Annotated in this window: 22 protein-coding genes; 16 read left to right on the top strand and 6 right to left on the bottom strand. The window is 42.8% G+C overall.

What is annotated here, in order from left to right:
- Window positions 1–297 precede the first annotated feature (297 nt).
- On the bottom strand, window positions 298–858 hold the full coding sequence (locus ACFO3D_RS17005) for a nitroreductase family protein (protein WP_390298942.1): 561 nt from the start codon (window positions 856–858) through the stop codon (window positions 298–300).
- Window positions 859–1,096: 238 nt separating this feature from the next.
- Here ACFO3D_RS17005 and ACFO3D_RS17000 point away from each other — a divergent pair, with 238 nt between their 5' ends.
- The 6 genes from ACFO3D_RS17000 to ACFO3D_RS16975 all read left to right on the top strand — a co-directional run bounded on the left by ACFO3D_RS17000 (window position 1,097) and on the right by ACFO3D_RS16975 (window position 4,781).
- Window positions 1,097–1,387 (top strand): cupin domain-containing protein, encoded by a 291-nt coding sequence (locus ACFO3D_RS17000; RefSeq protein ID WP_390298939.1) that lies wholly within the window; start codon window positions 1,097–1,099, stop codon window positions 1,385–1,387.
- Window positions 1,381–1,659: an amino acid decarboxylase gene (locus tag ACFO3D_RS16995; protein ID WP_390298936.1), complete on the top strand. Its 279-nt coding sequence runs from the start codon at window positions 1,381–1,383 to the stop codon at window positions 1,657–1,659. The genes ACFO3D_RS17000 and ACFO3D_RS16995 overlap by 7 nt, the downstream gene beginning before the upstream one ends.
- 57 nt (window positions 1,660–1,716) lie before the next feature.
- Complete coding sequence (locus tag ACFO3D_RS16990) at window positions 1,717–2,166, top strand: nucleoside deaminase (protein ID WP_390298933.1); 450 nt, start codon at window positions 1,717–1,719, stop codon at window positions 2,164–2,166.
- 15 nt (window positions 2,167–2,181) lie between these two features.
- The gene (locus tag ACFO3D_RS16985) at window positions 2,182–3,045 is read left to right on the top strand and encodes a fructosamine kinase family protein (RefSeq protein ID WP_390298945.1); all 864 of its coding nucleotides are present in this window, start codon (window positions 2,182–2,184) and stop codon (window positions 3,043–3,045) included.
- 265 nt (window positions 3,046–3,310) lie between these two features.
- Window positions 3,311–3,763 carry a DUF2269 family protein gene (locus ACFO3D_RS16980; protein ID WP_390298930.1) on the top strand — a complete coding sequence of 151 codons (453 nt, stop codon included), beginning with the start codon at window positions 3,311–3,313 and terminating at the stop codon, window positions 3,761–3,763.
- Between the two features lie 487 nt (window positions 3,764–4,250).
- Window positions 4,251–4,781 (top strand): HD domain-containing protein, encoded by a 531-nt coding sequence (locus ACFO3D_RS16975; protein ID WP_390298927.1) that lies wholly within the window; start codon window positions 4,251–4,253, stop codon window positions 4,779–4,781.
- Between the two features lie 71 nt (window positions 4,782–4,852).
- Here the strand turns inward: ACFO3D_RS16975 and ACFO3D_RS16970 are convergent, their stop codons facing one another.
- A complete protein-coding gene (locus tag ACFO3D_RS16970) occupies window positions 4,853–5,866 on the bottom strand; it encodes a D-alanyl-D-alanine carboxypeptidase family protein (protein WP_390298924.1) in 1,014 nt (337 codons plus the stop codon).
- 163 nt (window positions 5,867–6,029) lie between these two features.
- On the opposite strand from ACFO3D_RS16970, the gene ACFO3D_RS16965 reads away from it, so the two are divergent.
- Window positions 6,030–6,494, top strand: a complete 465-nt coding sequence (locus ACFO3D_RS16965; RefSeq protein ID WP_390298921.1) for an MFS transporter — start codon at window positions 6,030–6,032, stop codon at window positions 6,492–6,494.
- Window positions 6,495–6,591: 97 nt separating this feature from the next.
- On the opposite strand, the gene pepT is transcribed toward ACFO3D_RS16965, so the two are convergent.
- Window positions 6,592–7,821 (bottom strand): peptidase T, encoded by a 1,230-nt coding sequence (gene pepT, locus ACFO3D_RS16960; RefSeq protein ID WP_390298918.1) that lies wholly within the window; start codon window positions 7,819–7,821, stop codon window positions 6,592–6,594.
- Window positions 7,822–7,925: 104 nt separating this feature from the next.
- On the opposite strand from pepT, the gene ACFO3D_RS16955 reads away from it, so the two are divergent.
- Together ACFO3D_RS16955 and ACFO3D_RS16950 are read left to right on the top strand one after the other, a co-directional pair.
- On the top strand, window positions 7,926–8,771 hold the full coding sequence (locus ACFO3D_RS16955) for a sulfurtransferase (protein ID WP_390298915.1): 846 nt from the start codon (window positions 7,926–7,928) through the stop codon (window positions 8,769–8,771).
- A gap of 5 nt (window positions 8,772–8,776) precedes the next feature.
- Complete coding sequence (locus tag ACFO3D_RS16950) at window positions 8,777–9,337, top strand: DNA-3-methyladenine glycosylase I (RefSeq protein WP_390298912.1); 561 nt, start codon at window positions 8,777–8,779, stop codon at window positions 9,335–9,337.
- A 50-nt stretch (window positions 9,338–9,387) separates the two neighbouring features.
- Here the strand turns inward: ACFO3D_RS16950 and ACFO3D_RS16945 are convergent, their stop codons facing one another.
- Window positions 9,388–11,136 (bottom strand): methyl-accepting chemotaxis protein, encoded by a 1,749-nt coding sequence (locus ACFO3D_RS16945; protein WP_390298909.1) that lies wholly within the window; start codon window positions 11,134–11,136, stop codon window positions 9,388–9,390.
- A 211-nt stretch (window positions 11,137–11,347) separates the two neighbouring features.
- Here ACFO3D_RS16945 and ACFO3D_RS16940 point away from each other — a divergent pair, with 211 nt between their 5' ends.
- Window positions 11,348–11,863, top strand: coding sequence for a GNAT family protein (locus ACFO3D_RS16940; protein WP_390298906.1), 516 nt, complete (start codon window positions 11,348–11,350; stop codon window positions 11,861–11,863).
- A gap of 276 nt (window positions 11,864–12,139) precedes the next feature.
- Here the strand turns inward: ACFO3D_RS16940 and ACFO3D_RS16935 are convergent, their stop codons facing one another.
- Window positions 12,140–13,570, bottom strand: a complete 1,431-nt coding sequence (locus tag ACFO3D_RS16935; RefSeq protein WP_390298903.1) for an amidase family protein — start codon at window positions 13,568–13,570, stop codon at window positions 12,140–12,142.
- A 111-nt stretch (window positions 13,571–13,681) separates the two neighbouring features.
- Between ACFO3D_RS16935 and ACFO3D_RS16930 the strand changes: the two genes are divergently transcribed.
- From ACFO3D_RS16930 to rsgA, 3 genes are all read left to right on the top strand, one after another.
- The gene (locus ACFO3D_RS16930) at window positions 13,682–14,506 is read left to right on the top strand and encodes an aldo/keto reductase (RefSeq protein WP_390298900.1); all 825 of its coding nucleotides are present in this window, start codon (window positions 13,682–13,684) and stop codon (window positions 14,504–14,506) included.
- 112 nt (window positions 14,507–14,618) lie between these two features.
- On the top strand, window positions 14,619–15,476 hold the full coding sequence (locus ACFO3D_RS16925) for a GNAT family N-acetyltransferase (RefSeq protein WP_390298896.1): 858 nt from the start codon (window positions 14,619–14,621) through the stop codon (window positions 15,474–15,476).
- 256 nt (window positions 15,477–15,732) lie between these two features.
- Window positions 15,733–16,797, top strand: a complete 1,065-nt coding sequence (gene rsgA / locus ACFO3D_RS16920) for a ribosome small subunit-dependent GTPase A (RefSeq protein WP_390298893.1) — start codon at window positions 15,733–15,735, stop codon at window positions 16,795–16,797.
- 45 nt (window positions 16,798–16,842) lie between these two features.
- Here rsgA and ACFO3D_RS16915 read toward each other — a convergent pair whose 3' ends face one another.
- Window positions 16,843–17,385, bottom strand: coding sequence for an HD domain-containing protein (locus ACFO3D_RS16915; protein WP_390298890.1), 543 nt, complete (start codon window positions 17,383–17,385; stop codon window positions 16,843–16,845).
- A gap of 189 nt (window positions 17,386–17,574) precedes the next feature.
- On the opposite strand from ACFO3D_RS16915, the gene ACFO3D_RS16910 reads away from it, so the two are divergent.
- Genes ACFO3D_RS16910 through fni form a run of 3 tightly spaced genes read left to right on the top strand, consistent with a single transcriptional unit; the run spans window position 17,575 to window position 20,490 of the window.
- The gene (locus ACFO3D_RS16910; protein WP_390298887.1) at window positions 17,575–18,417 is read left to right on the top strand and encodes a VOC family protein; all 843 of its coding nucleotides are present in this window, start codon (window positions 17,575–17,577) and stop codon (window positions 18,415–18,417) included.
- Window positions 18,418–18,466: 49 nt separating this feature from the next.
- On the top strand, window positions 18,467–19,438 hold the full coding sequence (locus ACFO3D_RS16905) for a DMT family transporter (RefSeq protein ID WP_390298884.1): 972 nt from the start codon (window positions 18,467–18,469) through the stop codon (window positions 19,436–19,438).
- 2 nt (window positions 19,439–19,440) lie between these two features.
- Entirely contained in the window at window positions 19,441–20,490 is a 1,050-nt protein-coding gene (gene fni / locus ACFO3D_RS16900; RefSeq protein WP_390298881.1) for a type 2 isopentenyl-diphosphate Delta-isomerase, read from the top strand.
- Window positions 20,491–20,615 lie beyond the last annotated feature (125 nt).

Here is a 20,615-nt window from a genome sequence, read left to right as displayed (position 1 = left end):
CAGCTACCTTAATTGTAGATAAGATTGGATTAGGTGTCTAAAGGATTAAGGGGGCTTAAAAGAATCCTGATTGGTTATCATCGAATTAAGATTGTATATCACCGAATTTACGACATATATCATCGAATCGGACTGTTACCAACGAATGCAATGTGGCTGACAGAAGCTTCACGTGCCGGTGGTGATGAATACCTATGTTCCTGGAAAAAGCTATTGAGCTTCCTATGCAAAACCGGCCCGCAACCTAAAAATGCTGCCGATAGCATCAGCCGCGGCAGCATTCTAAAATCTGTTAAACTAACCTTCGTAGGTTGTGAATTTATCACGGATAGGCTTCCTGTCTTTCTTCGGTGGTTCCTCGTCAAAGTAGCCAAGGTGAAGAAACCCTGCAATTTTCTCATTTTCACCAACGTTTAGGATTTCCTTTACTTTCGGATCATAGATATGCGGGTTTGTTTTCCATACCACACCAAGTTTCTGTTCCCATGCAAGCAACCAGAAGTTCTGAATCATAGCGGCTGTGGCCCCGAAGTTCTCATCCCATTGCTTCTGGTTATCCGGTTCCTCCATTACAACAACCAGGAATGCATTTGGTTCGTTCATATATTGCCTGCGGTTTTCCTGCCGCTCTTCTGGATAGGTTCCTGCAATTTTTTCGGCAAAATCAGCTTTTTTATCCGGACCGACAAAAATAAAGCGCCATGGTTGGCGTAGTCCGTGTGTCGGTGCCCAGACAGCATGTTCCAAAAGACCAAATACCGTTTCCTCAGTTACTGGTTTATCATTATAGCCTTTCTTCACGGCACGTCGGTCAAGAATTACTTTAGCCAGATCAGTAAGTTGTTTTTCTTGTTCCATTCTACGTCCTCCCGTCATTTCGTTAAGTTCATTTATTTTATATAAATGATAACTGTTCTCAAATAAATTGTAGCTGATAGAGATGCTAAAAGCAATGAATGAAAATTTCTTTTGGGAACATGGTGGATTACTATCTAGTATGTAATAACTGTGATGTTTATCACAATACCGAGTATTATATTCGGGTATACTGTGGGCAAATGCTCAATTAATATAAAAAATGAGAGGTTGTGCTACCATGCAGCTTATTCCAGTTGATCACACCATTACGAAACCGGTTGAAGGTAAAAAAGTATACGCTGAAGATAACCGTGAAATTATGCATATTAAACTTCAGGCAGGCGAGGAAGTGAAGGAACATGACTCGCCAAAACATGTATTTATTTTTGTGAAGACTGGTGAAGTGGAATTTACTGTCAGTTGGGAAAAACATATTATCAGCGCTGATAAAGTCCTTTATATGGAACCGTATGAGCGACATGCTCTAAAAGCCATAAGCGATGTTACTATTCTTGTGATGAAATGCTAGCCGGCCAGAGTAAGAAGAATCTCAATGTTCAGTTTGATGGACAGCGGGCATTGATTGATTTGCGGCAGCACATTGCTAATGGTGAACACCCGGGTAATGAAGTATTTGATTACGTTAAGGAGGTTCCTGTTGGTACCATAATTGAACTCCATGTGCCCCATAGACAACAGCCGCTGATCGGTGGTCTGGAGAAGTTTGGCCTGAATGTAATTGTCAGCCAGCTTGGGCCTGAGCATTTTCGGCTGGTGGCTGTCAAAATAAATGATATTTAACTTAAAAGCAGTTATTCTGAATATAGAATAGCTGCTTTATATATAGGAGGATTTCAAATGGATCAATTTATGGAACGTGCAATCGAGCTAGCAGGAGAAAATGTTAAAAATGGCGGACAGCCGTTTGGTGCTGTCCTTGTAAAAAACAATAATCTTGTTTCTGAAGGTGTGAACGAACTCCATAAGCGGTTCGATGTTACCGCCCATGCAGAAATAATGGCTATGCGCAAAGCTCAGAAAATGATGCATACGCATTTTCTATCAGGCTATACCATGTATGCAAGTGGTGAACCATGCCCCATGTGCCTGACTGCAATGTATTTTGCCGGGGTTGATACGGTATATTATTGTGCCTCAGTAGAGGAGGCAGCAGAAGCAGGACTGGAGAAGTCCAAGCAAATTTATGCGGATTTGAAAAAGGATAGGGAAGAGCGGGATATGGAAATGGTGCAGATTCCATTGAATGATGGGAAAACAAACCCGCTTGAGCTATGGAAGAATCGCTAGAGGGAGGGGACGTCTATTAAAAAACAGGTAATTATACACGCGCTTCATACCGCAGAAGATAACTCACCGATTAAATCGATGAAACAGGTGTCAGGTGGGTCGATTAACGAGAGTTACTATGTGGAAACTGCGGAAGAAAGGTATTTTATTAAATATCATACCAATCCACCTGCTCGTTTTTTTGAGATTGAAACGAGCGGGCTGGAACTCATCAGACAAACCGATACAATTTCCGTCCCTGATGTGTATGCATATTCCGATGAAAAAAATAATGCTTTTCTCGTTATGGAGTGGGTGGAAGGTAACAGGAAGCTGGATACAGAAGAAAAACTCGGTTCCAGGATATCCGCGATGCACCAGCATACAGGCGAGAAGCATGGTTACGAAGAGGATACTTTTATAGGCACGCTGCCACAACCTAATGGACTATTTACAAATTGGGTGGAATACTACCGGGATCAACGATTGACAGCTCAATTGAATCAGGGGATTAATCAGGAAAGGATAACCGGGATTAGAAGGCAGCGTCTAGAAGATTTGCTGGACAAGCTTGACAAATTCGTGCCGGCTAATCCGGAGCCGTCCTATTTGCACGGGGACTTTTGGGGTGGCAACTGGCTTGTGGGCGAAAACGGTGCGCCGTATATTATTGATCCGTCTTTCCTTTATGGGGATCGTCATTTTGAACTGGCTTTTACTGAGCTGTTCGGCGGCTATTCTGAGGATTTCTACCATGCCTATAACGAAAAATACGCGATGGCTGACTATTACGATGATGTCAAGCCCCTCTATCAACTATACTATTTGCTAGTCCACTTGAATATATTCGGGGAAAGTTACGGCTCGCGGGTAGATGCAGTTCTACGAAAATTTACCTGAATCTATATGAAAATGCTTATTATTATTGCTAAATGTGCTGAATGTCACAGTTTTATTTTTGATAGTCATGTATGATTAACTTGTCAGTTAGGTAACTTTCCTAACTGAATAACCGTAGCTATAGCTTATGCCATAAAGGCTGAGTTTTGTAAGCAGGAAGTTTAAATCATCTCTCCTTTCTTCATGTATGCAATAAGCCTTTCGTCCTTAGACTTCTTCGTGAATTCTAAGTTCTACTATAGGAAGGGTAGCAGGGGGATTTCACATGACTTTTTATGAATTGCTGGTTTTTATTCACGTTTTTTCTGCCATATTGGGGATGGGTCCGGGTTTTGTTATGATAATTGTTGTATCAAAGGCAGGGTCACTAACAGAACTGAAACATGCGTATGTTATTCGAAACAGATTACATATATTTGTCATGATAGGTGGAACGCTATTATTGCTGACTGGTCTTGTAATGGGATATTTGAATCCCGTTCTGTTTGGTCAGGGATGGTATGTAACCAGTCTTATCCTGTTCCTAATCGCTCTGGGGTTCGGCCCTACTGTATTGTCACCAAACTCCAAGCCGATCAAAAGGTTGCTGAGCGAGACAAAGGGGGAGAATATCCCAACAGAATACTATATTCTTTCAAAAAAGTTATTCTTCTATGAGCGGATTGAGAATGGTATTTTTTTGATTGTAATAGCACTCATGATTCTTAAACCATTTTGAAGCAAAAAATATATGCGGTGATATAGCTGGCGTATTGCTGAGGCGTTGTTCATGCAGCCATTGTGGACGTCATTCCGTAATATCCAATAATATCGTAATCGAGAGCACGTATATGGAACCACATTCCGTTTTTTGCCTATTTTCAGTCCCAAATTCGAGTGGAAGTGCGCTTTAGCGGAATCAGGTCCTAATCAGCTTGTTTTTGGGCCACTTTTCATCCATTTAACGGAATGAGGTTCCCCTTCACTAGATTTATATTTCTCTACATCCTGAAATTCAGGGGCTAAAAAAGGATTCGTTATTTTGCATATATAAAAGGATTCCACCAAACTATGTGAATACCAGGTTTTCTACATAATGTGATTATAAATGAACCGATTTCATAGATTAATTAAAATAATCAAAAGTTAGTGAAGAGGTTTAGTTTAGTTAGAAACGGGTTATATACATAAAAATTTCTATCTTGTTTAAGACAGGAGTGAGGGAAATGCGCAACGTAACGCTTGAAGATATTTTCAGCCACCCGGTAACACAGAAAAGCTTAAAGCGATCAGGGATGGCACACGCGATAGCTGTTGCAGAGTATGCGTATATATTTGCCAAAAAGTATGGAGTAAACCCAGACCATGCTGTGAAAGCCGCGCTACTCCATGATATCGGCCATTACACGTGGTATCGTAATGGAGAATGGGATTATGAGATGTATAAGGAAAATGACATCCATGCCATTAAAGGGGCAAGTCGTGCTCATAAATTGCTGATTCGGCTTGGGGAGGATCGCCAGGCGGCAAAAGAAATTGCTGTTGCCATTCTGCTTCATACTGATTCCTATCTGCCCAAAGGAGAGTTGGAGCTTAAACCACTGCAGCAGGTCGTAGCACTTGCAGATGAGGCTGATGAGGAAGTCGGCGGCAAACATCATTACAGAACCATACAGGATTACATTGCATTGGAACGTATACGGGCGCTGGATACGCAAATTGACAGTGAAGAAAAATATGTTCAGCAAACGATGTAATTAGTTTAGCTTTTCGGATTAATCCCCTGAAAATAAAAATCCCACCGCGATATGCGGCAGGATTAATTTTATTATTGGGCCCCCAGATATTCTTCCAGTGTAATACCTTTTTGCATGATTTCCTTCGCGGCGTCCGGTCCTACATACCGTAAGTGCCACGGTTCATATTGATATTGCGTGATATTTTCTTTTCCCTTTGGATAACGAATAATAAAGCCGTATTCAGCGGCATGCTGCTTCAGCCATTTCCCTTCGTCTGTCTCTCCAAATTCGATAACCAGCTTATACCCCACATCCCGACTCGAAACGTCCATTGTCAGGCCAGTCTGATGCTCACTTTCACCCGGGCGCGCACTAAAATTGTTGGCGGCTTCCTCCCCATATGCACGAACATTAGATGCAAAAATGGAATCCTGGCGTTCATACGATCGATAGCCTGATTGAGCATACAGTTCCAGTCCTGCGTCATTTGCAGCATAAAACATTTTTTCCAGTGCAACTGCGGCAACTTGACGCATTTGCTTTTTAGGTAAGTCTTCCGTAAACGGAAACTGTACATTTGGCACCACAAGGTTTTTTGGTACAAACCCTTCAGGTAACGCATGATTTTTATTTACAAGGACAAGGACTTCATGTGGATTGCTCACAATTTCCAGATTGTCATCGGGCTTTGTAAGTGCTGCAGCAGGTTTTACTGCTGAATTGTTTTCAACCGATTTCTTTAACGCCTGTTTGGTTGATTCATCATAAATTCCGGTAATCATCTGCATTTCCTGCTGCATTTGAAAGTCAGTTACTGCCCATGTTGTCTCGGCATCAAATTTCCCGTCAGTGGCGATGGAATAGCCGATATGGTTAAGAGCTTGTTCCAGTTTCTTGACTGCTTCGCCCTCATCCGTTTTATGCAGTAATTCCTCAGGAAGAGGTACTTCCGGTTTGGGCTGTTCTTTTTTATTTTGGTTTTCATTCACTTCATTTTTAGGTGCTGGGTCTACTGTCTGCTGGTTGTCCGGTTTCTCACTGCAGGCACCCGTAAAAGTAAGAATTACGGTCAAAGCTGCAGCGGCTGGCATATATTTCTTCATTCATTTCGCTCCTGTCGTGTCTTTCATGCTGACTTATATCATAACATTTCTAGTTTCATAGCGTCCATGTCCAAATTGTCCTATCTATCTTATCGCTGACCCCTGGTACATACCGTTAAAACTTTTCATACCCATATTGAAAGAGAAGGATGAGGGATGAAAAGTGATACAGACAGATTCACATTATACTTTTATTACACTTCTGCTTTTCTGGTGTGCTCTGGTAGTTGTATCAGGCGTATATGTCACCATACCGCTAACCAGTGATATCGCGGGTGAATTTTATGTTACCGAAACAACTGCAGCAAGTGCCGGAAGTGTTTTTTCGCTTTTTTATGCAGTTGGTTTTCTGGTGTTTGGACCAATGTCGGATAAATTTGGACGGAAAAGAATGATTGTAACAGGGATGGGTCTGCTCTCTGCGGTGACACTTGCAGTGGCCTATGCTGAAACGCTTATGTGGCTGATTGCTTTAAGAGGGGCACAGGGGTTTTTTGCGGCAACGTTCGCTCCGGCAGCATTGGCGTATGTTTTTGATGTATTTCCCAAACGGAGGCTGGTTACTGCGATTGGGTTTATCAGTTTTGGTTTTTTAACAGCAGGGCAGTTTATATCAACTTTGAAATAAGATCCAACTATAAGAGGGTAACATGATAAGATTCCTTGCCTAATTCGTTCGTCTTTAGAATATTAATTTATAGTTATGTCCCAGCCTCTAAGTTCTGTTATTGTTCTTCAAATAATCGGCAGATTTCCACTATCACACGTGAAGCCTTTTCCATGTTGTCAGCAGAGATATATTCATATTTTCCGTGAAAATTCTCCCCGCCGGTAAAAATATTCGGGGTGGGCAATCCCATATAGGACAGCTGTGACCCATCGGTTCCTCCTCGGACTGGTTTAACAAGGGGTGTGATGTCCAGGTTTTCCATTGCTTTGTAGGCTACATCGACAATTTCTTTCACCGGTTCAATTTTTTCACGCATATTGTAGTACTGGTCGGTCATTTCAATTGCTGCACTGCCAGCTCCATAATTTTCATTGATTTCTTCGGTGAACTTTCGGATTTTCGCTTTCCGCGTTTCGAATTTTTCCTTATCGAAATCGCGGATGATGTACGAAATTACGGTTTTCTCAACGTCTCCGTTAATTGAGGAAAGATGATAAAACCCCTCATACTTCTCGGTATGTTCAGGCGCTTCTTTTTCAGGTGTTTTCCCGATAAATTCTGCAGCCATTTTTCCTGCATTCATCATTTTATTCTTAGCAGTTCCAGGGTGAACGCTGTTACCAGTAAATGTAATTTTTGCTGCAGCCGCATTAAAGCTTTCGTATTGTAGTTCGCCAAGCGGTCCGCCGTCAACGGTGTAGGCAAATGCTGCGTTAAACCGCTCCACATCGAACTTATGCGGGCCACGACCAATTTCCTCGTCCGGCGTAAATGCTACGCGTATTTTGCCGTGTTTAATTTCCGGGTGGCTGATCAAGTAGTCCATTGCCGTCATAATTTCCGAAATCCCAGCCTTATTGTCAGCGCCAAGCAGAGTGGTGCCATCCGTTGTAATAAGGGTATGTCCTTTGTATGCAGCGAGTTCAGGGAAGTCCTTTGTGGAAAGAACCACACCACGATTCTCATTCAAGGTTATGTCCTTGCCATCATAATTTTCGATAATCTGCGGTTTTACATTTTCACCCGTAAAGTCAGTTGCTGTATCAACATGCGCTAAAAAACCTATTGTTGATAATTCTTTATCTGTATTGGATGGAAGTGTGGCCATTACATAACCATGTTCATCAATGGAAACCTCATCCATACCTATTTCTTTTAGTTGTTCAACAAGGAGGTTTGCGAGCTCCAGTTGGCCTGGTGTTGAAGGGGTTGTGTCACTGTTTTCATCAGATTGTGTATTCATTTTGGCATAGCGTATAAAACGGTCAATTAGTTCCTGTTTCAACTTTTTCATCATCTCCTTTACTATTACGATAATAATATCATAAGATTTAAGAATAGGAGCCAAATACGATAGAATGAGAGTAACGAAGAACAGGAGGATCCAATATGTCGACAATAGTAAACTGTGAATGGTTACATGAACGATTGAACGATGATCCTGAAAATATGGTCGTGGTGGATGTCCGTTTTTATTTGAACGATGCAGAAGCAGGCAGAAAGGCATACCTGAAGGATCATATCCCGAACGCAGTATATCTTGATCTGGAGAAGGACCTGTCTGACAAGCCACAAAAACATGGAGGAAAACATCCGCTTCCTGACATGGAAACATTTGTCGCAAAGCTTGGTAATATTGGTATTAATAATGATACCGATGTTGTTATCTATGATCAAAGCAATGACATGTTCGCCGCACGCCTGTGGTGGCTCCTTGATTATGTGGGCCATGAAAAAATATTCCTTTTGGACGGGGGATATGACGAATGGGTGAACCAGGGATACGAAGTTAGCGATGAAATTCCAACACTAACCTCTTCCAAGAAATTTATTCCTGATTTTCAGAAATACACTGTAGCAGACATAGAAGAAGTGAAAGAAAAAATGGAAACCGGAGCGGCTACTTTGATCGACTCCCGTGCAAGAGCCCGTTATCTTGGAAAAACAGAGCCACTGTATATTAAAGCCGGACATATACCTGGCGCCAAAAATTTCTTCTGGAAGGATGTCCTGGATGACCGAGGCAAATGGAAAAGTCCTGCCGAGTTGGAGGATAATTTTTCTGCGCTCTCAAAAGATGACGAAATTATTGTTTCGTGTGGGTCTGGGGTATCAGCGTGCCCGAATATCCTTGCACTGCGAACAGCAGGCTATAAAAATGTTAAACTGTATCCTGGCAGCTTTAGTGATTGGATTTCCTATCCTGAAAATAAAGTGACTAAAGGGGAAGAGTAAGCCGAATGTCTATACAACGTTGCGAATGGGTTACCGATGAGCCAATATATATTGATTACCATGATAATGAATGGGGAAGGCCAGTGCACAATGACCGTAAGTTGTTTGAGATGCTTTCCCTGGAAGGGGCACAAGCTGGTCTCAGCTGGATTACTATTTTAAGACGACGGGAAAATTACCGGAAGGCATTTGATAATTTCGATCCTGTGATTGCTAGCCGTTATGATGAATCAAAAGTTAACGAACTAAGAGAAAATGAAGGAATCATCCGGAACCGCCTGAAAATTAACTCAGTCATCACGAATGCACAATCTTTTTTAAAGGTTCAGCAGGAATTTGGCAGCTTTGACAATTACATCTGGCAGTTTGTAGACGGCAAAACCATCCAAAATGACTGGGCAACGCATGCTGAAGTGCCGGCCGTGACAAGCGAGTCCGAAGCAATGAGCAAAGACCTTAAGAAGCGTGGCTTTAAGTTTGTTGGTCCAACAATCTGCTATGCCTTTATGCAGGCGACCGGGATGGTTAATGATCATACCCGGGACTGTTTTTTATATCATAAATAGGAACAAGGAAGCAGCTGCCCCAATTTGGGAACCAGCTGCTTTTGATTTTTTTATAACTTAAATGTCCTGATTTCTTCATTAAGTTGTTCGGCGAGTTTGGCAAGTTCTGCCGCACTGTTCGATACCTCTTCCATCGAGCTTGATGTCTGTTGTGCAGAAGCGGCTGCTTCTTCGACACCGGCAGCGGACTCTTCCGATACAGAAGCTATTTCTTCAATGAGATTGTTCATATCATTACTATTATCCGCAATTTCCTTAAGATTCGTGGATATCTCCAAAATCTTACCGACCATAGTTGAGACGGAACTGTCGATTGACTCGAAACTCTTCCCGGTCGCTTCAATTTGATTGGTTCCTTCTTTTACTTCGCTGTATCCTTTGTTAAGTGAGTCAACAACATGATCGGTTTCCGTTTGAATATTGGTCACGATTCCAGTTATTTCGGTGACCGATGATGTAACCTGTTCGGAAAGCTTCCGTACTTCATCGGCAACAACGGCAAAACCTCTTCCGTGCTCACCCGCCCGAGCGGCTTCGATGGCTGCGTTTAAGGATAAAAGATTTGTTTGGTCGGCGATGTCCTTAATAACGGAAACAAGCTTGGATATTTCAGTAGATTGCTTATCAAGACCGCCTACTTTTTCGACTGCTTCAGAAACAATCGTGTCAATCCGCAACATTTGGTTTACGGAACGTTTCATCAGTTCGGTACCTTCTGCGGTCAGTTTCAGTACGTCATCTGAACCGGCAGCGATTTCCTGACCATTCTTTTCAGATTGGCGGACTTTCATGACGAAATCATTCATATTCTCAGACAGATCAGATGCGCTGTTTGCCTGGGTTTCCGATCCGGAAGAGAGCTCCTCCATTGTTGAAGCAATCTGCTCATTTCCATCCCGTACTTCGGTAGCGGATTGTGTCAGATGTTCACTGCTTGACGTAACCGACTGGGAGGCACTTGCAACCTTGGATATAATGGAGCGGATGTTAGTCCGCATTTGGTTGACTGCGGTTGCCAGTTGTCCAATTTCGTCCTTGCTGTCGTTATCGATCGACTCGACAGCCAGATTACCATTGGCGACTTCAGTTGTTACACCGACAACTTTTTTCAAGTTCGCAGTGATTTTACGACTAATCATAACCATCAGAAGAACACCGATTATGATGGCTGCACCATTTGCGATTACAAGAATAAGTATACTGTAGCCAAGACTGCTCTCTGCATCTGTTACCGACTTTGCCTGCTCGCTGTCAACAATGGCTGTAAGCTCATTAATCATGCTGACATTTTCTTTCCGGAAAGTCATGGATTGCTCGCGGAGTTCCTGAATCATGTACGTGTTATCCTGTTCAACCGCCGGAATAATCTTATTCATAAATAATTCATCAATGATACCGTTATTACGCCGCAGCTCAGCAAACAGTTCTTTCTGCTGGGCAGTATTCAGATCAGCCTCCAGAGTGGTAAGAAGTTGATTATAGCGGTCACGATTCTCCTGAAAATCTGTAACGTAAGACTCACTCTTGGTTATCATGTAGTCGGCGATATTAACGTCGGTGGCCTGGATCAGATCAGCCATTTCTGTCATGGTTTTCGTCCGTTCACTGCTTTCATTGATTACAGTCAAATCCTGTTCCGCCTGCTGCATCTGAAAGTAGACCAGGACGCCGGCAGCAAGAAATAACACAGCTGTTACCAGATAGATGGAAATATATTTTAACCCAATCCGCAGATCTTTCCATCTGAAAATAAATTGTTTTACCGATGCTACTGACTTTTTCTGTTTTTCTTTTTTCATATGTATCCCCCAAATTAAGTGCGCTTCTACTTAATTTATCGGACAGAATTGTCTAAGTATTAAGACCTAATTACAATATAGTTTTTATATTTCCAATGAAACCATAAGGGAAGCAGTTATTCTAACAAGCTTTTTCATAAAAAGTATTGATAGCTGGCCGGATGGTGTAGTAGAATAACAAATTGTGTGCTTTTTAAGGAGGTTTGAAAAAATGTCGCAGAGTGTATTTTTGATGGAAGAGGAAAATAAGACAAAGGATGAGCTAAAACAGGAGCTTGACAGCCTGGAGATTCAGCTGTTCCGTATGCAGGATAATATTAAAAAAATCGCCCGACAGGCTGAAATAGTCAGTATTGATCAAACACGGCACGATGAATGGGTAGTTATCTATGCCGATAAAACAAGTGAGAACTTTCAACTAATGCTTCACAGTTCGGTCAAACCATTTCGTGGTGACTGGAACTCAGCAATCCAGGCAGAATTTAAAGATCAGAACCTCCATATTGCCGACATTAAAGGGGAGGAAAATAAAGGCTACGGCTCCATTTTGATGAAACACCTTAAGGAAGCGGCGCGGGAGGAAAATATACAGTATATTACCGGCGATATAGTGAAACGGGATTTTGACCATGTCGAGCGGTTGAAACATTTTTACAGCAAGCATGATTTTGACGTTAAAATAGACCATCACAACCAGCAGGGTGAAATTGTCTGGAATGATGGATAACAGGAGCTTTTTTCCAAATTCGTGGGAAACAGCTTCTTTTTTTGGTGGATTTTATTATATCTGCCTTCGTCAAAAAGCGTGCACCAACAAGTGGAAGTGCTGTTTATCCGTGAAGCCGGCCGGTATATCCGTCGATAGTCGTGGTTTATCCGTGAACATAAGCGATATATCCGCCGATTCCCGCCATATATCCGTGAACCCCCACGATATATCCGCCAACCGCCCCTCTCGCCAAAAAAATGCCAGCCTCCCAAGCGGGAAACTGGCCGAACGTTTCTAATCCAATTTAGGTGTTTTCCGGTGGTTGGTTGCCTGTTCATAAGCATATGCCAGCGTTATCAGCTTTTGCTCGGTAAAGGCCCTGCCGGTGAACGTGATACCGACTGGTTTTCCAGCTTTGGTATAGCCGGCAGGAACGGTTATGGACGGATAGCCTGCTTTAGCAGCAATACCTGCCCCGTAATTGTTGGCAAAAATAAGTGCGTCGAGCTGATGTTCTTTCATCACCCGATCAATACCCTGCTCCTGTGACTGTTTCATATCATTCAACCGGGCATTGATGTACTCAGCCTCGGTGAGCCGACCGCTTTTTTCATCGGACCTCACGAGTACGGATTGTCCGTATTTAAGCGCGGATTCCTCATGCTGTTTATTATACTGAATTACTTCCTCAAGCGTATGAACCGGGACATTACCTGATACGTTCTTCAAATAGGCATTAACGCCATTCTTAAATTCATGCAACATTACATTTAAATCATTCAGGTCGGTGGTTAGCGAAACAGGGTCGATGACCTCGGCCCCTAAATTCCTCATATCCTCCAGCGCATTATCGATAAGTTCAATTTCGTCATCAGTTAATCCGTCCAAATAGTCGCGTGATACACCAAGCCGCGTCTCGTTCAGACCGTTCTTATCAAGCCCGGATGTATAATCAGTAGTTGCTCCGTTACTAAGAAGGGAGGTCGCAGGGTCTTCCGGGTCGTTAGCGGCAAGAAGTCCCAACAAAACGGCCGCATCCTCGACCGTCCTGGTCATCGGCCCAGCGGTATCTTGGGTGCTGGAGATTGGGATAATTCCTGTACGGCTCCACAATCCAACGGTTGGTTTGATTCCAACAATCGAATTACTGCTGGCAGGGCTCAGAATGGATCCGCTCGTTTCGGTCCCGATTCCGGCAGCTGCAAAATTTGCAGCTATCCCCGCACCTGTACCTGCACTGGACCCGCCTGTATCAAACACCCCTGGACTATAGGGGTTCTTTACTTGGCCACCCAGTGAACTGTAGCCATTCGGCATACCTTCCGTCATAAAGTTTGCCCACTCGGTAAGGTTGGTTTTGCCAAGAATGACAGCCCCCGCCTCACGAAGCTTTTTTACGATAAATGCGTCCGTAGCGGCATAGTTGTTTTTCAATGCAATAGAACCAGCAGTTGTATGTGTCTTATCAGCCGTATCAATGTTGTCTTTTACAAGTACGGGAATACCGTGGAGCGGACCACGTGGCCCTTTTACAGTACGTTCGGTATCAAGCCCTTCGGCAATATGTAATGCATCCGGATTAACTTCGATAACAGCGTTAATTATGGTATTGTGGTTCGCAATTTGCTCAAGATACTTCATCGTCAAATGTTTGGCAGTCAGCCTGCCTGATTCCATTTCCTGCTGCAGCTCAGGAATGGTGGATTCGTTAAATGTGAACGGCATTTTACTTCCCCCTGATTTAATTAATAAATATATAGTATCATTCAGGGTAATAATATCCTACAGTTTGGGATAAGCTTTGTTTTTCACACTACCGCAGGAAAGGATGATTCCATGGACTATGTAACCTTGAATAACGGACTGAAAATGCCGCAGCTTGGATTTGGCGTTTGGCAGGTCGAGAATGACGAGGCAACTCCTGCAGTATCCACCGCGCTGGAAGTCGGGTACCGTTCGATTGATACGGCAATGATTTATGCGAATGAGGATGGCGTTGGAAAAGCAATCGATAAATCCAATGTTCCGCGCGAAGAATTGTTTATTACCACAAAGGTTTGGAACAGTGACCACGGCTACGAGAATACCCTGAAGGCTTTTGATGAAAGCCTTGAACGTTTGGGGCTAGATTATGTTGATCTGTACCTGATTCACTGGCCAACTCCGAAATTTGATGACTATGTAGAAACATATAAAGCGCTTGAAAAGCTCTATAATGATGGACGGGTTAAAGCAATTGGCGTCTGCAATTTTCATATTGAGCATATACAGCGTCTGCTTGATGAATGTGATGTGTTACCTGCAGTCAATCAGGTTGAGTGCCATCCATATCTGCAACAGACCGAACTGAAGAACTTCTGTGAAAAAAATAACATCTATTTAGAAGCATGGAGCCCACTTATGCAGGGGGGCGATGTGCTGAACAATGACGTGATAAAAGGCATTGCCGATAAGTATGGAAAAACACCTGCACAGGTAATCATCCGCTGGCATCTTCATTCGGATGTGATTGTGATACCTAAATCGGTAACCCCTTCACGGATCCGAGAAAACTTCGATGTGTTTGACTTTGAACTGACGGAAGAGGAAATGGCCCAGATAGCTGAACTTAATCGCGACGAACGTAAAGGACCAGATCCAAACGATATGAATAAACGATAGTACTATAAACCGGATGCAGGGAGTCTGCATTCGGTTTTTTAGATTAAAGGGATATTCAATTTAGTGGCGAATTTCTACAAAGGATATTATGTTACAGATTAAGGTGGGGCAAATGATTAAAATAGTTAGTGGGAATAACATTCCAATAGAGGAAGCGGCGAACTTTATCGCTATGTTAAATCGTAGAAAAGAGTATCATATTGGCTATTGTGGCATTGATGCTCAGGAAATCAAAGAATCTATGGCTCAAGATATTACTGTCATGGCCGGAGCAGTGGAGAAAGATAGTTTAGTTGGCTTCCTGGGAGCGGATATTTCAGAAGGCACTGTGGAGGTTTGGGGACCTTTCGTGAACCCGGATAATGATTTCCACATTGCATCAGCCATGTGGGATTTCTTATTAGAGAGTATTCCATTGGGCACAAAAACTTATTATTTATTCCCGAATGTAGAAAATCAGCTGGTAATCCGCTTTGCTAAAGAACTTGGCTTTAAAAAAGGAACAGATCAGTGTATTCTGCATTATTCTCGAGCACAGTCAATGGATTTGCCGAATCATAATTTGAAACAGATGTCCGAAATGGAGTATAAGGAATTCATAATCCTGCACAAACATGTTTTTCCGGATACATACTATAACGGGCAGGATATAATTGAGCGAATTTCAGACGAACATCAGGTATTTGTAATCAAAAGTCGTGGGAATCTGGCAGGTTATGTGTATGTGGAGGTTGATTCGGATTATGGTGAGGGGTCAATTGAATTTATAGCAGTCGATAAAGCATATCGGGGAAAAGGTTACGGTAAAAGACTCCTTGAATATGCTGTGAAATGGCTATTTGATTTTAAGACAGTAAACGAGATCACGCTGTGTGTAGCGATTGAAAATCGTGGGGCATTGGAGTTATATCGGTCAATTGGATTCGCTATTGAACACAAATTACATACTTTTGAAAAGCTTTGTTTATGAGAGTTTCCGGATTATTAATTATTACAAGTATCAGTTAGCCGTGCCTTGTAGTAGTTAAGCTATTTATAAAAAATTATGTACCATTTAAGGCAAGATGTAGTAAACTATAATCAATCTTGTTCATCCATTTTGAAAGGAGTGGTGTTTTATGGCAAATGTAATTCAAAAATCAGTAAACCAAATCACACGCATTAAAATGGAGGAACGGTCCGTGTAGCACGACGTTTCCTCCAACCATTAAGGAGGAAATTTTAATTTGAACAATCTTGAACAAATCGGATGGAATCAAACCATTCAGGATATTGAAAAAGAAACCCTAGCACGAGTTATTACGGTGCAGAAAAACAGCTATCAGGTGACAGACGGTACACTCGATTATATGGCGCATTTAAGCGGTAAATTTATGAACCAGGCAATCAATCCTCTTGACTTTCCAGCGGTGGGGGACTGGGTCGAGGTTCTGAAACTTCCTGATGAACGTAAAGCTGTTATTAATAGAGTTCTTCCACGAGCAAGTCAGTTTGTCAGACAGGCGGCTGGCACGAAGACAGAACCACAGATTGTTGCGGCTAATATCGACACTGTTTTTATTGTGAATTCACTTAATCATGATTTGAATCTTCGGCGGATGGAACGGTATATTCTTTCCACCTATGAAAGTGGCGCATCGCCAGTGATTGTCCTCACCAAAAAGGATGAATGTTCACCGGATGAGGTAGAGGAAGTGATCTCTCATGTGGAAGGTATCGCGGTTGGCCTGCCTATAATTCCGCTAAGCAATGTTACAAAAGAAGGAATCGATTTATTGATGGAACACCTACTGCCAATGCGAACTGCTGCGCTCCTGGGGTCATCAGGTGTTGGAAAATCAACTCTTGTGAACACGCTGCTGGGAAAAGAAGTACAGGATACCAAAGATATACGCTCAACGGATAGTAAAGGACGGCATACAACAACACACAGGGAGATGTTCCGGCTGCCGAACGGTGCTCTGCTTATTGATACACCAGGGATGCGTGAACTACAACTCTGGGAAGGCGAATCTGCGATGGAAAGTGCTTTTCAGGATGTTGAGGCATTTGAGGAAGCGTGTAAATTCAATGACTGTCAGCATGATACCGAACCAGGCTGCCAGGTACGGGAAGCTATTGAGAATGGCGAATTATCCGAAGAACGGTTCCAAAGCTACCTGAAGCTGCAGCGTGAACTTGCTTATGAAAAAAGAAGGCAGGATCAAAAGGCGCAATTGGAAGAAAAAAGCAAGTGGAAAAAAGTCTCAAAAAACCAGCGTGACAGCTATAATTTCAGGAAAATGCGGTAAAAAAAGAGCGTCCCCCAGGCACTGTGCTGGGAGACGCTCTTTTGCCTATTCACCGAACACCCGCTTAACTGTATCCGAAAATTCCTGAAAATAATGCGGGATTTCATCTTCCTTAAGCCCAATCAGCATATTTTTTTCAATTGATTCATTGTACCATTTCTGTTCCTCAAAGCCTGCATTGAACTTATCCCACATTTTTTCTCCCTGACGTTTATACTCTTTTTCCATGGATAAAAGGTTGTCCAGCTTGTCAGCAACAATGAGATATTTCACTTCCTTTTCCCCGTTTTTAACAGTATCGATGGTATGCTGCTTCCGTTCTTGCCACTTTTTCGATTTGTCTTCGGTATGAGCGGCGACGAGCTTGGCAACCCGGGGGCCGAAAGCTTCCTCTATATCCTTTATATTATAAGCTGTATCTTCAACTACATCATGTAAATACCCGGCGCAAACAAGTTCTTCACTGAATCCTTCCTTTTCCAACCGCTCGGCCACACGGATAGGATGGGTGATATAGTCGTCATCAGAACTTTTTCGTTTCTGGCCCTTATGTGCTTTTTCAGCAAACGTTTTCGCTTCCTCCTTCATCTGGTTTCCTCCTTGGTATAGTGACTTTCCTTTCTTACCGGCAATAGTTCAATTATTGCATTTGCTAATCAGTATACCCTTTAATCAAGTGTATTGGACAGTGATGTTCTATTAATTCACTTTCCTTCCAATCTTTCTTCTAAACAAGTAAACTAAATAAAAAGAATAATTGATAGGAAGGACGGTTATATGGCATTTCATGCGAACCCTGCGATGTACGCAGACCACATTCACTTGAAAGTTAGTAATCTGACACGTTCTTTAGGTTTTTATCATGATGTGCTGGGTTTTCGCATCCTGGAAGAATATGCTGGGTTTGCTCAATTGACTGCAGGAGGTCTGCAAACCTGTATAACGATCGAACAGGTCAACGATGCCCTTCCTCTAAACCCGGCGAATACCGGTTTGTTCCATGTGGCTTTTCTTGTACCCTCCCGGAGAGAGCTTGCCAAGGTGCTTCGTCATCTAATCCACTTGGAATATCCGCTGTATGGGGCGTCTGACCATCTAGTAAGTGAGGCTATCTATCTTACAGATCCGGATGGTAATGGAATTGAGATTTATGCAGACAGGGACCCCGGTGAGTGGGAATGGGCCAGGGGACAAGTGAAAATAGAATCACTTCCATTGAACACGGACGATTTGATGAGTGAAATTGGTGAAAATGGATGGGAAGGAATTCCGGAGAAAACTATTATCGGACATATCCATTTGCAGGTATCCGATTTGGAGGAGACCGGGTTTTTTTATACGGAAGGATTCGGATTTGATATTGTAACCAGATATGGTCGAAAGGCATTATTTCTATCATCTGAAAACTATCATCACCACATCGGGCTTAATATATGGAACAGTGCCGGTGGGGCATCTCCTAGTGAAAAAAACATTGGGCTAAAGCATTTTTCCATTTCTATTCCGGAAACGGAGCGGGAAATTGTTGCTGGACGCCTAAAAAGCTCGGGATGGCCGGTTAAAGAAGAGGCTGAAAAGTATGCTGTAACAGATCCATCGGGAAATAAAGTTATATTTTAAACTTATTCAAATTCATACGGCTCTTTTACTGCAGGAAAGAAGGATACTTATGAAAAGTGAGCATTCAATTGCAATATATTTCTGGCTGTTGCTTGTTCCTCTGTTTTGGGGAGGGGCTTTTGTGGCAGCCGACCACATCATTACTGAGATACCGCCAGTTACTGCTGCCGCGTTTCGATTTGGATCAGCAGGAATCCTGCTTCTTATCTTTGTGCTGCTCCGGAAAAAAATAGATATCACGGCTATAAAGAAACAATGGTTATCAATAATACTGATGTCTCTAACCGGTATTCTTGGCTACAATATCTTCTTCTTTATCGCATTGGAAATTACTTCACCCATAAACGGATCACTGATTGTGGCTACAACCCCAGTTCTGTTGACATTTGGAGCTGTTTTATTTCTTGGAGAGGTCTGGAACAAGCAGCTTGGCTTTGGTCTGGTCTTATCTCTGACAGGCGTTGTGGTGGTGATTTCCAAGGGGTCGCTTGCTTCATTACTGTCACTTGACTTTAATGCTGGTGACCTGCTGTTCATCGGCGGACTGCTCTGCTGGGTGGCGCATGGGCTGCTTGGAAAGATTGCCATGCGCGATGTATCTCCGGTCGTAACTACCACGCTGACCACCCTTGTCGGTTCGTTATTTTTGTCCCTGTTCGCAATTCCAGAGAAAGGTTTCCAGGCCATTTTCACCATGTCTTTACAGGCCTGGGGAGAAATGCTGTTTATGATTATTTGCTCTTCTGTGGCAGGTTTTTTATTATGGAACCATGGGATAAAGCAAATTGGTGCTAGTAAGGCGGGGATTTATATGAATCTGGTGCCCATCAGTACAGCGTTGATTGCGGTATGGCTGTATGATTCGCCAATTACCTGGGCACAAATTACAGGGATGATTATGGTAATTACAGGAGTTTACTTTGTAACATTCCATCAGTATTTGATGAATCGTCGCAGACAGCGGAAAAACGCACGTCTTAAAAATAAATCAGTAAACAACAAACAGAGTTGGGAAGTGTAAAGATGGAGGAAGGAATCAATAAACGTAAAACGGAACATATTCGGCATTGTCTTACAGGGAATGTTGAAGGAGTAAATAAGACAACCGGGCTGGAAGGGATTAATTTTATACATAACGCATTACCGGAAATTAACTTCAATGACATAAATCTGTCTGCCACTTTTTTGGACAAGCAACTTAAAGCACCGTTCCTGGTCAGTTCGATGACCGGGGGAAGTGACCTTGCGGAGAAAATTAATCAGAATCTTGCCGAGGCCGCAGAAGAAAAGGGCTGGGCCATGGGACTTGGATCGACCAGGGCCCTGCTGGAATCTGATGCCCATCAGGATTCCTTTCTGATCCGTAAACAGGCGCCGACTATTCCAATGTTCGCTAATATTGGTGCTGTTCAGCTTAACTACGGATATGGGGCAGAAGAATGCCAGCGGATTGTTGATATGACCGGGTCGGATTCCATTGTCCTACATCTAAATCCACTGCAGGAAGCAGTTCAAGATGAGGGAGATCTGAATTTCGAGAATCTGCTTCCGAAAATAGAGAAAGTATGTAAAGCCCTTGATGTTCCAGTTGGTGCGAAGGAGGTAGGATTTGGAATCGACGGAACGATTGCCAGGAAATTGTACGACGCGGGAATTTCCTATATCGATGTCGCAGGAGCCGGCGGCACTTCATGGAGCCAGGTGGAGAAGCTTCGATCAAGGGATCCGCTGAAAAAGGCTGCTGCCGAAGCATTCAACAACTGGGGAATACCGACCAAGGACTGTATTGTGTCAGTCAGAAATGCCCTTGAGGATGTTACGCTTGTTTCAAGCGGAGGTATGAAAACTGGTGTGGATGCTGCCAAAGCACTGACAATCGGAGCTGATATAGTTGGTTTTGCACGTACATTGCTTCAGGCCGCAACCGAATCGACTGAAGCTGTAATTCTGACGATGGATCAGTTGGAATTGGAGCTTAAGATGACAATGTTTGGGATTGGCGCTGAATCAATCCTTGACCTGAAAAATACCAGAAGAGTTGAAATCATGGGGAAATCCCTTCTGGAAGAATAAAAAATTGGGAAGATGCTGGGACAAAAAGTTTATAGGTCATATAAAATCCGAACTATTTGATATGCTCCCTTTATAGTAGACAGAGAAATAATAAAAAATTCTCCTACTACTTATGAAGGGAGTAT

Origin of the sequence: Virgibacillus kekensis (assembly GCF_042654125.1) — a bacterium.
Classification (GTDB): Bacteria; Bacillota; Bacilli; order Bacillales; family Amphibacillaceae; genus Lentibacillus; species Lentibacillus kekensis.
Note: the sequence above shows the minus strand (reverse complement) of the source record. Positions and strands in the feature narration are given on the sequence as shown.

What these genes read in the sequence shown, in the direction of transcription:
- ACFO3D_RS17005 (WP_390298942.1), bottom strand. Translation starts at nt 858, where the DNA reads ATGGAACAAGAAAAACAACTTACTGATCTGGCTAAAGTAATTCTTGAC.
- ACFO3D_RS17000 (WP_390298939.1), top strand. Translation starts at nt 1,097, where the DNA reads ATGCAGCTTATTCCAGTTGATCACACCATTACGAAACCGGTTGAAGGT.
- ACFO3D_RS16995 (WP_390298936.1), top strand. Translation starts at nt 1,381, where the DNA reads ATGCTAGCCGGCCAGAGTAAGAAGAATCTCAATGTTCAGTTTGATGGA.
- ACFO3D_RS16990 (WP_390298933.1), top strand. Translation starts at nt 1,717, where the DNA reads ATGGATCAATTTATGGAACGTGCAATCGAGCTAGCAGGAGAAAATGTT.
- ACFO3D_RS16980 (WP_390298930.1), top strand. Translation starts at nt 3,311, where the DNA reads ATGACTTTTTATGAATTGCTGGTTTTTATTCACGTTTTTTCTGCCATA.
- ACFO3D_RS16975 (WP_390298927.1), top strand. Translation starts at nt 4,251, where the DNA reads ATGCGCAACGTAACGCTTGAAGATATTTTCAGCCACCCGGTAACACAG.
- ACFO3D_RS16970 (WP_390298924.1), bottom strand. Translation starts at nt 5,866, where the DNA reads ATGAAGAAATATATGCCAGCCGCTGCAGCTTTGACCGTAATTCTTACT.
- ACFO3D_RS16955 (WP_390298915.1), top strand. Translation starts at nt 7,926, where the DNA reads ATGTCGACAATAGTAAACTGTGAATGGTTACATGAACGATTGAACGAT.
- ACFO3D_RS16950 (WP_390298912.1), top strand. Translation starts at nt 8,777, where the DNA reads ATGTCTATACAACGTTGCGAATGGGTTACCGATGAGCCAATATATATT.
- ACFO3D_RS16945 (WP_390298909.1), bottom strand. Translation starts at nt 11,136, where the DNA reads ATGAAAAAAGAAAAACAGAAAAAGTCAGTAGCATCGGTAAAACAATTT.
- ACFO3D_RS16940 (WP_390298906.1), top strand. Translation starts at nt 11,348, where the DNA reads ATGTCGCAGAGTGTATTTTTGATGGAAGAGGAAAATAAGACAAAGGAT.
- ACFO3D_RS16935 (WP_390298903.1), bottom strand. Translation starts at nt 13,570, where the DNA reads ATGCCGTTCACATTTAACGAATCCACCATTCCTGAGCTGCAGCAGGAA.
- ACFO3D_RS16930 (WP_390298900.1), top strand. Translation starts at nt 13,682, where the DNA reads ATGGACTATGTAACCTTGAATAACGGACTGAAAATGCCGCAGCTTGGA.
- ACFO3D_RS16925 (WP_390298896.1), top strand. Translation starts at nt 14,619, where the DNA reads ATGATTAAAATAGTTAGTGGGAATAACATTCCAATAGAGGAAGCGGCG.
- ACFO3D_RS16915 (WP_390298890.1), bottom strand. Translation starts at nt 17,385, where the DNA reads ATGAAGGAGGAAGCGAAAACGTTTGCTGAAAAAGCACATAAGGGCCAG.
- ACFO3D_RS16910 (WP_390298887.1), top strand. Translation starts at nt 17,575, where the DNA reads ATGGCATTTCATGCGAACCCTGCGATGTACGCAGACCACATTCACTTG.
- ACFO3D_RS16905 (WP_390298884.1), top strand. Translation starts at nt 18,467, where the DNA reads ATGAAAAGTGAGCATTCAATTGCAATATATTTCTGGCTGTTGCTTGTT.
- fni (WP_390298881.1), top strand. Translation starts at nt 19,441, where the DNA reads ATGGAGGAAGGAATCAATAAACGTAAAACGGAACATATTCGGCATTGT.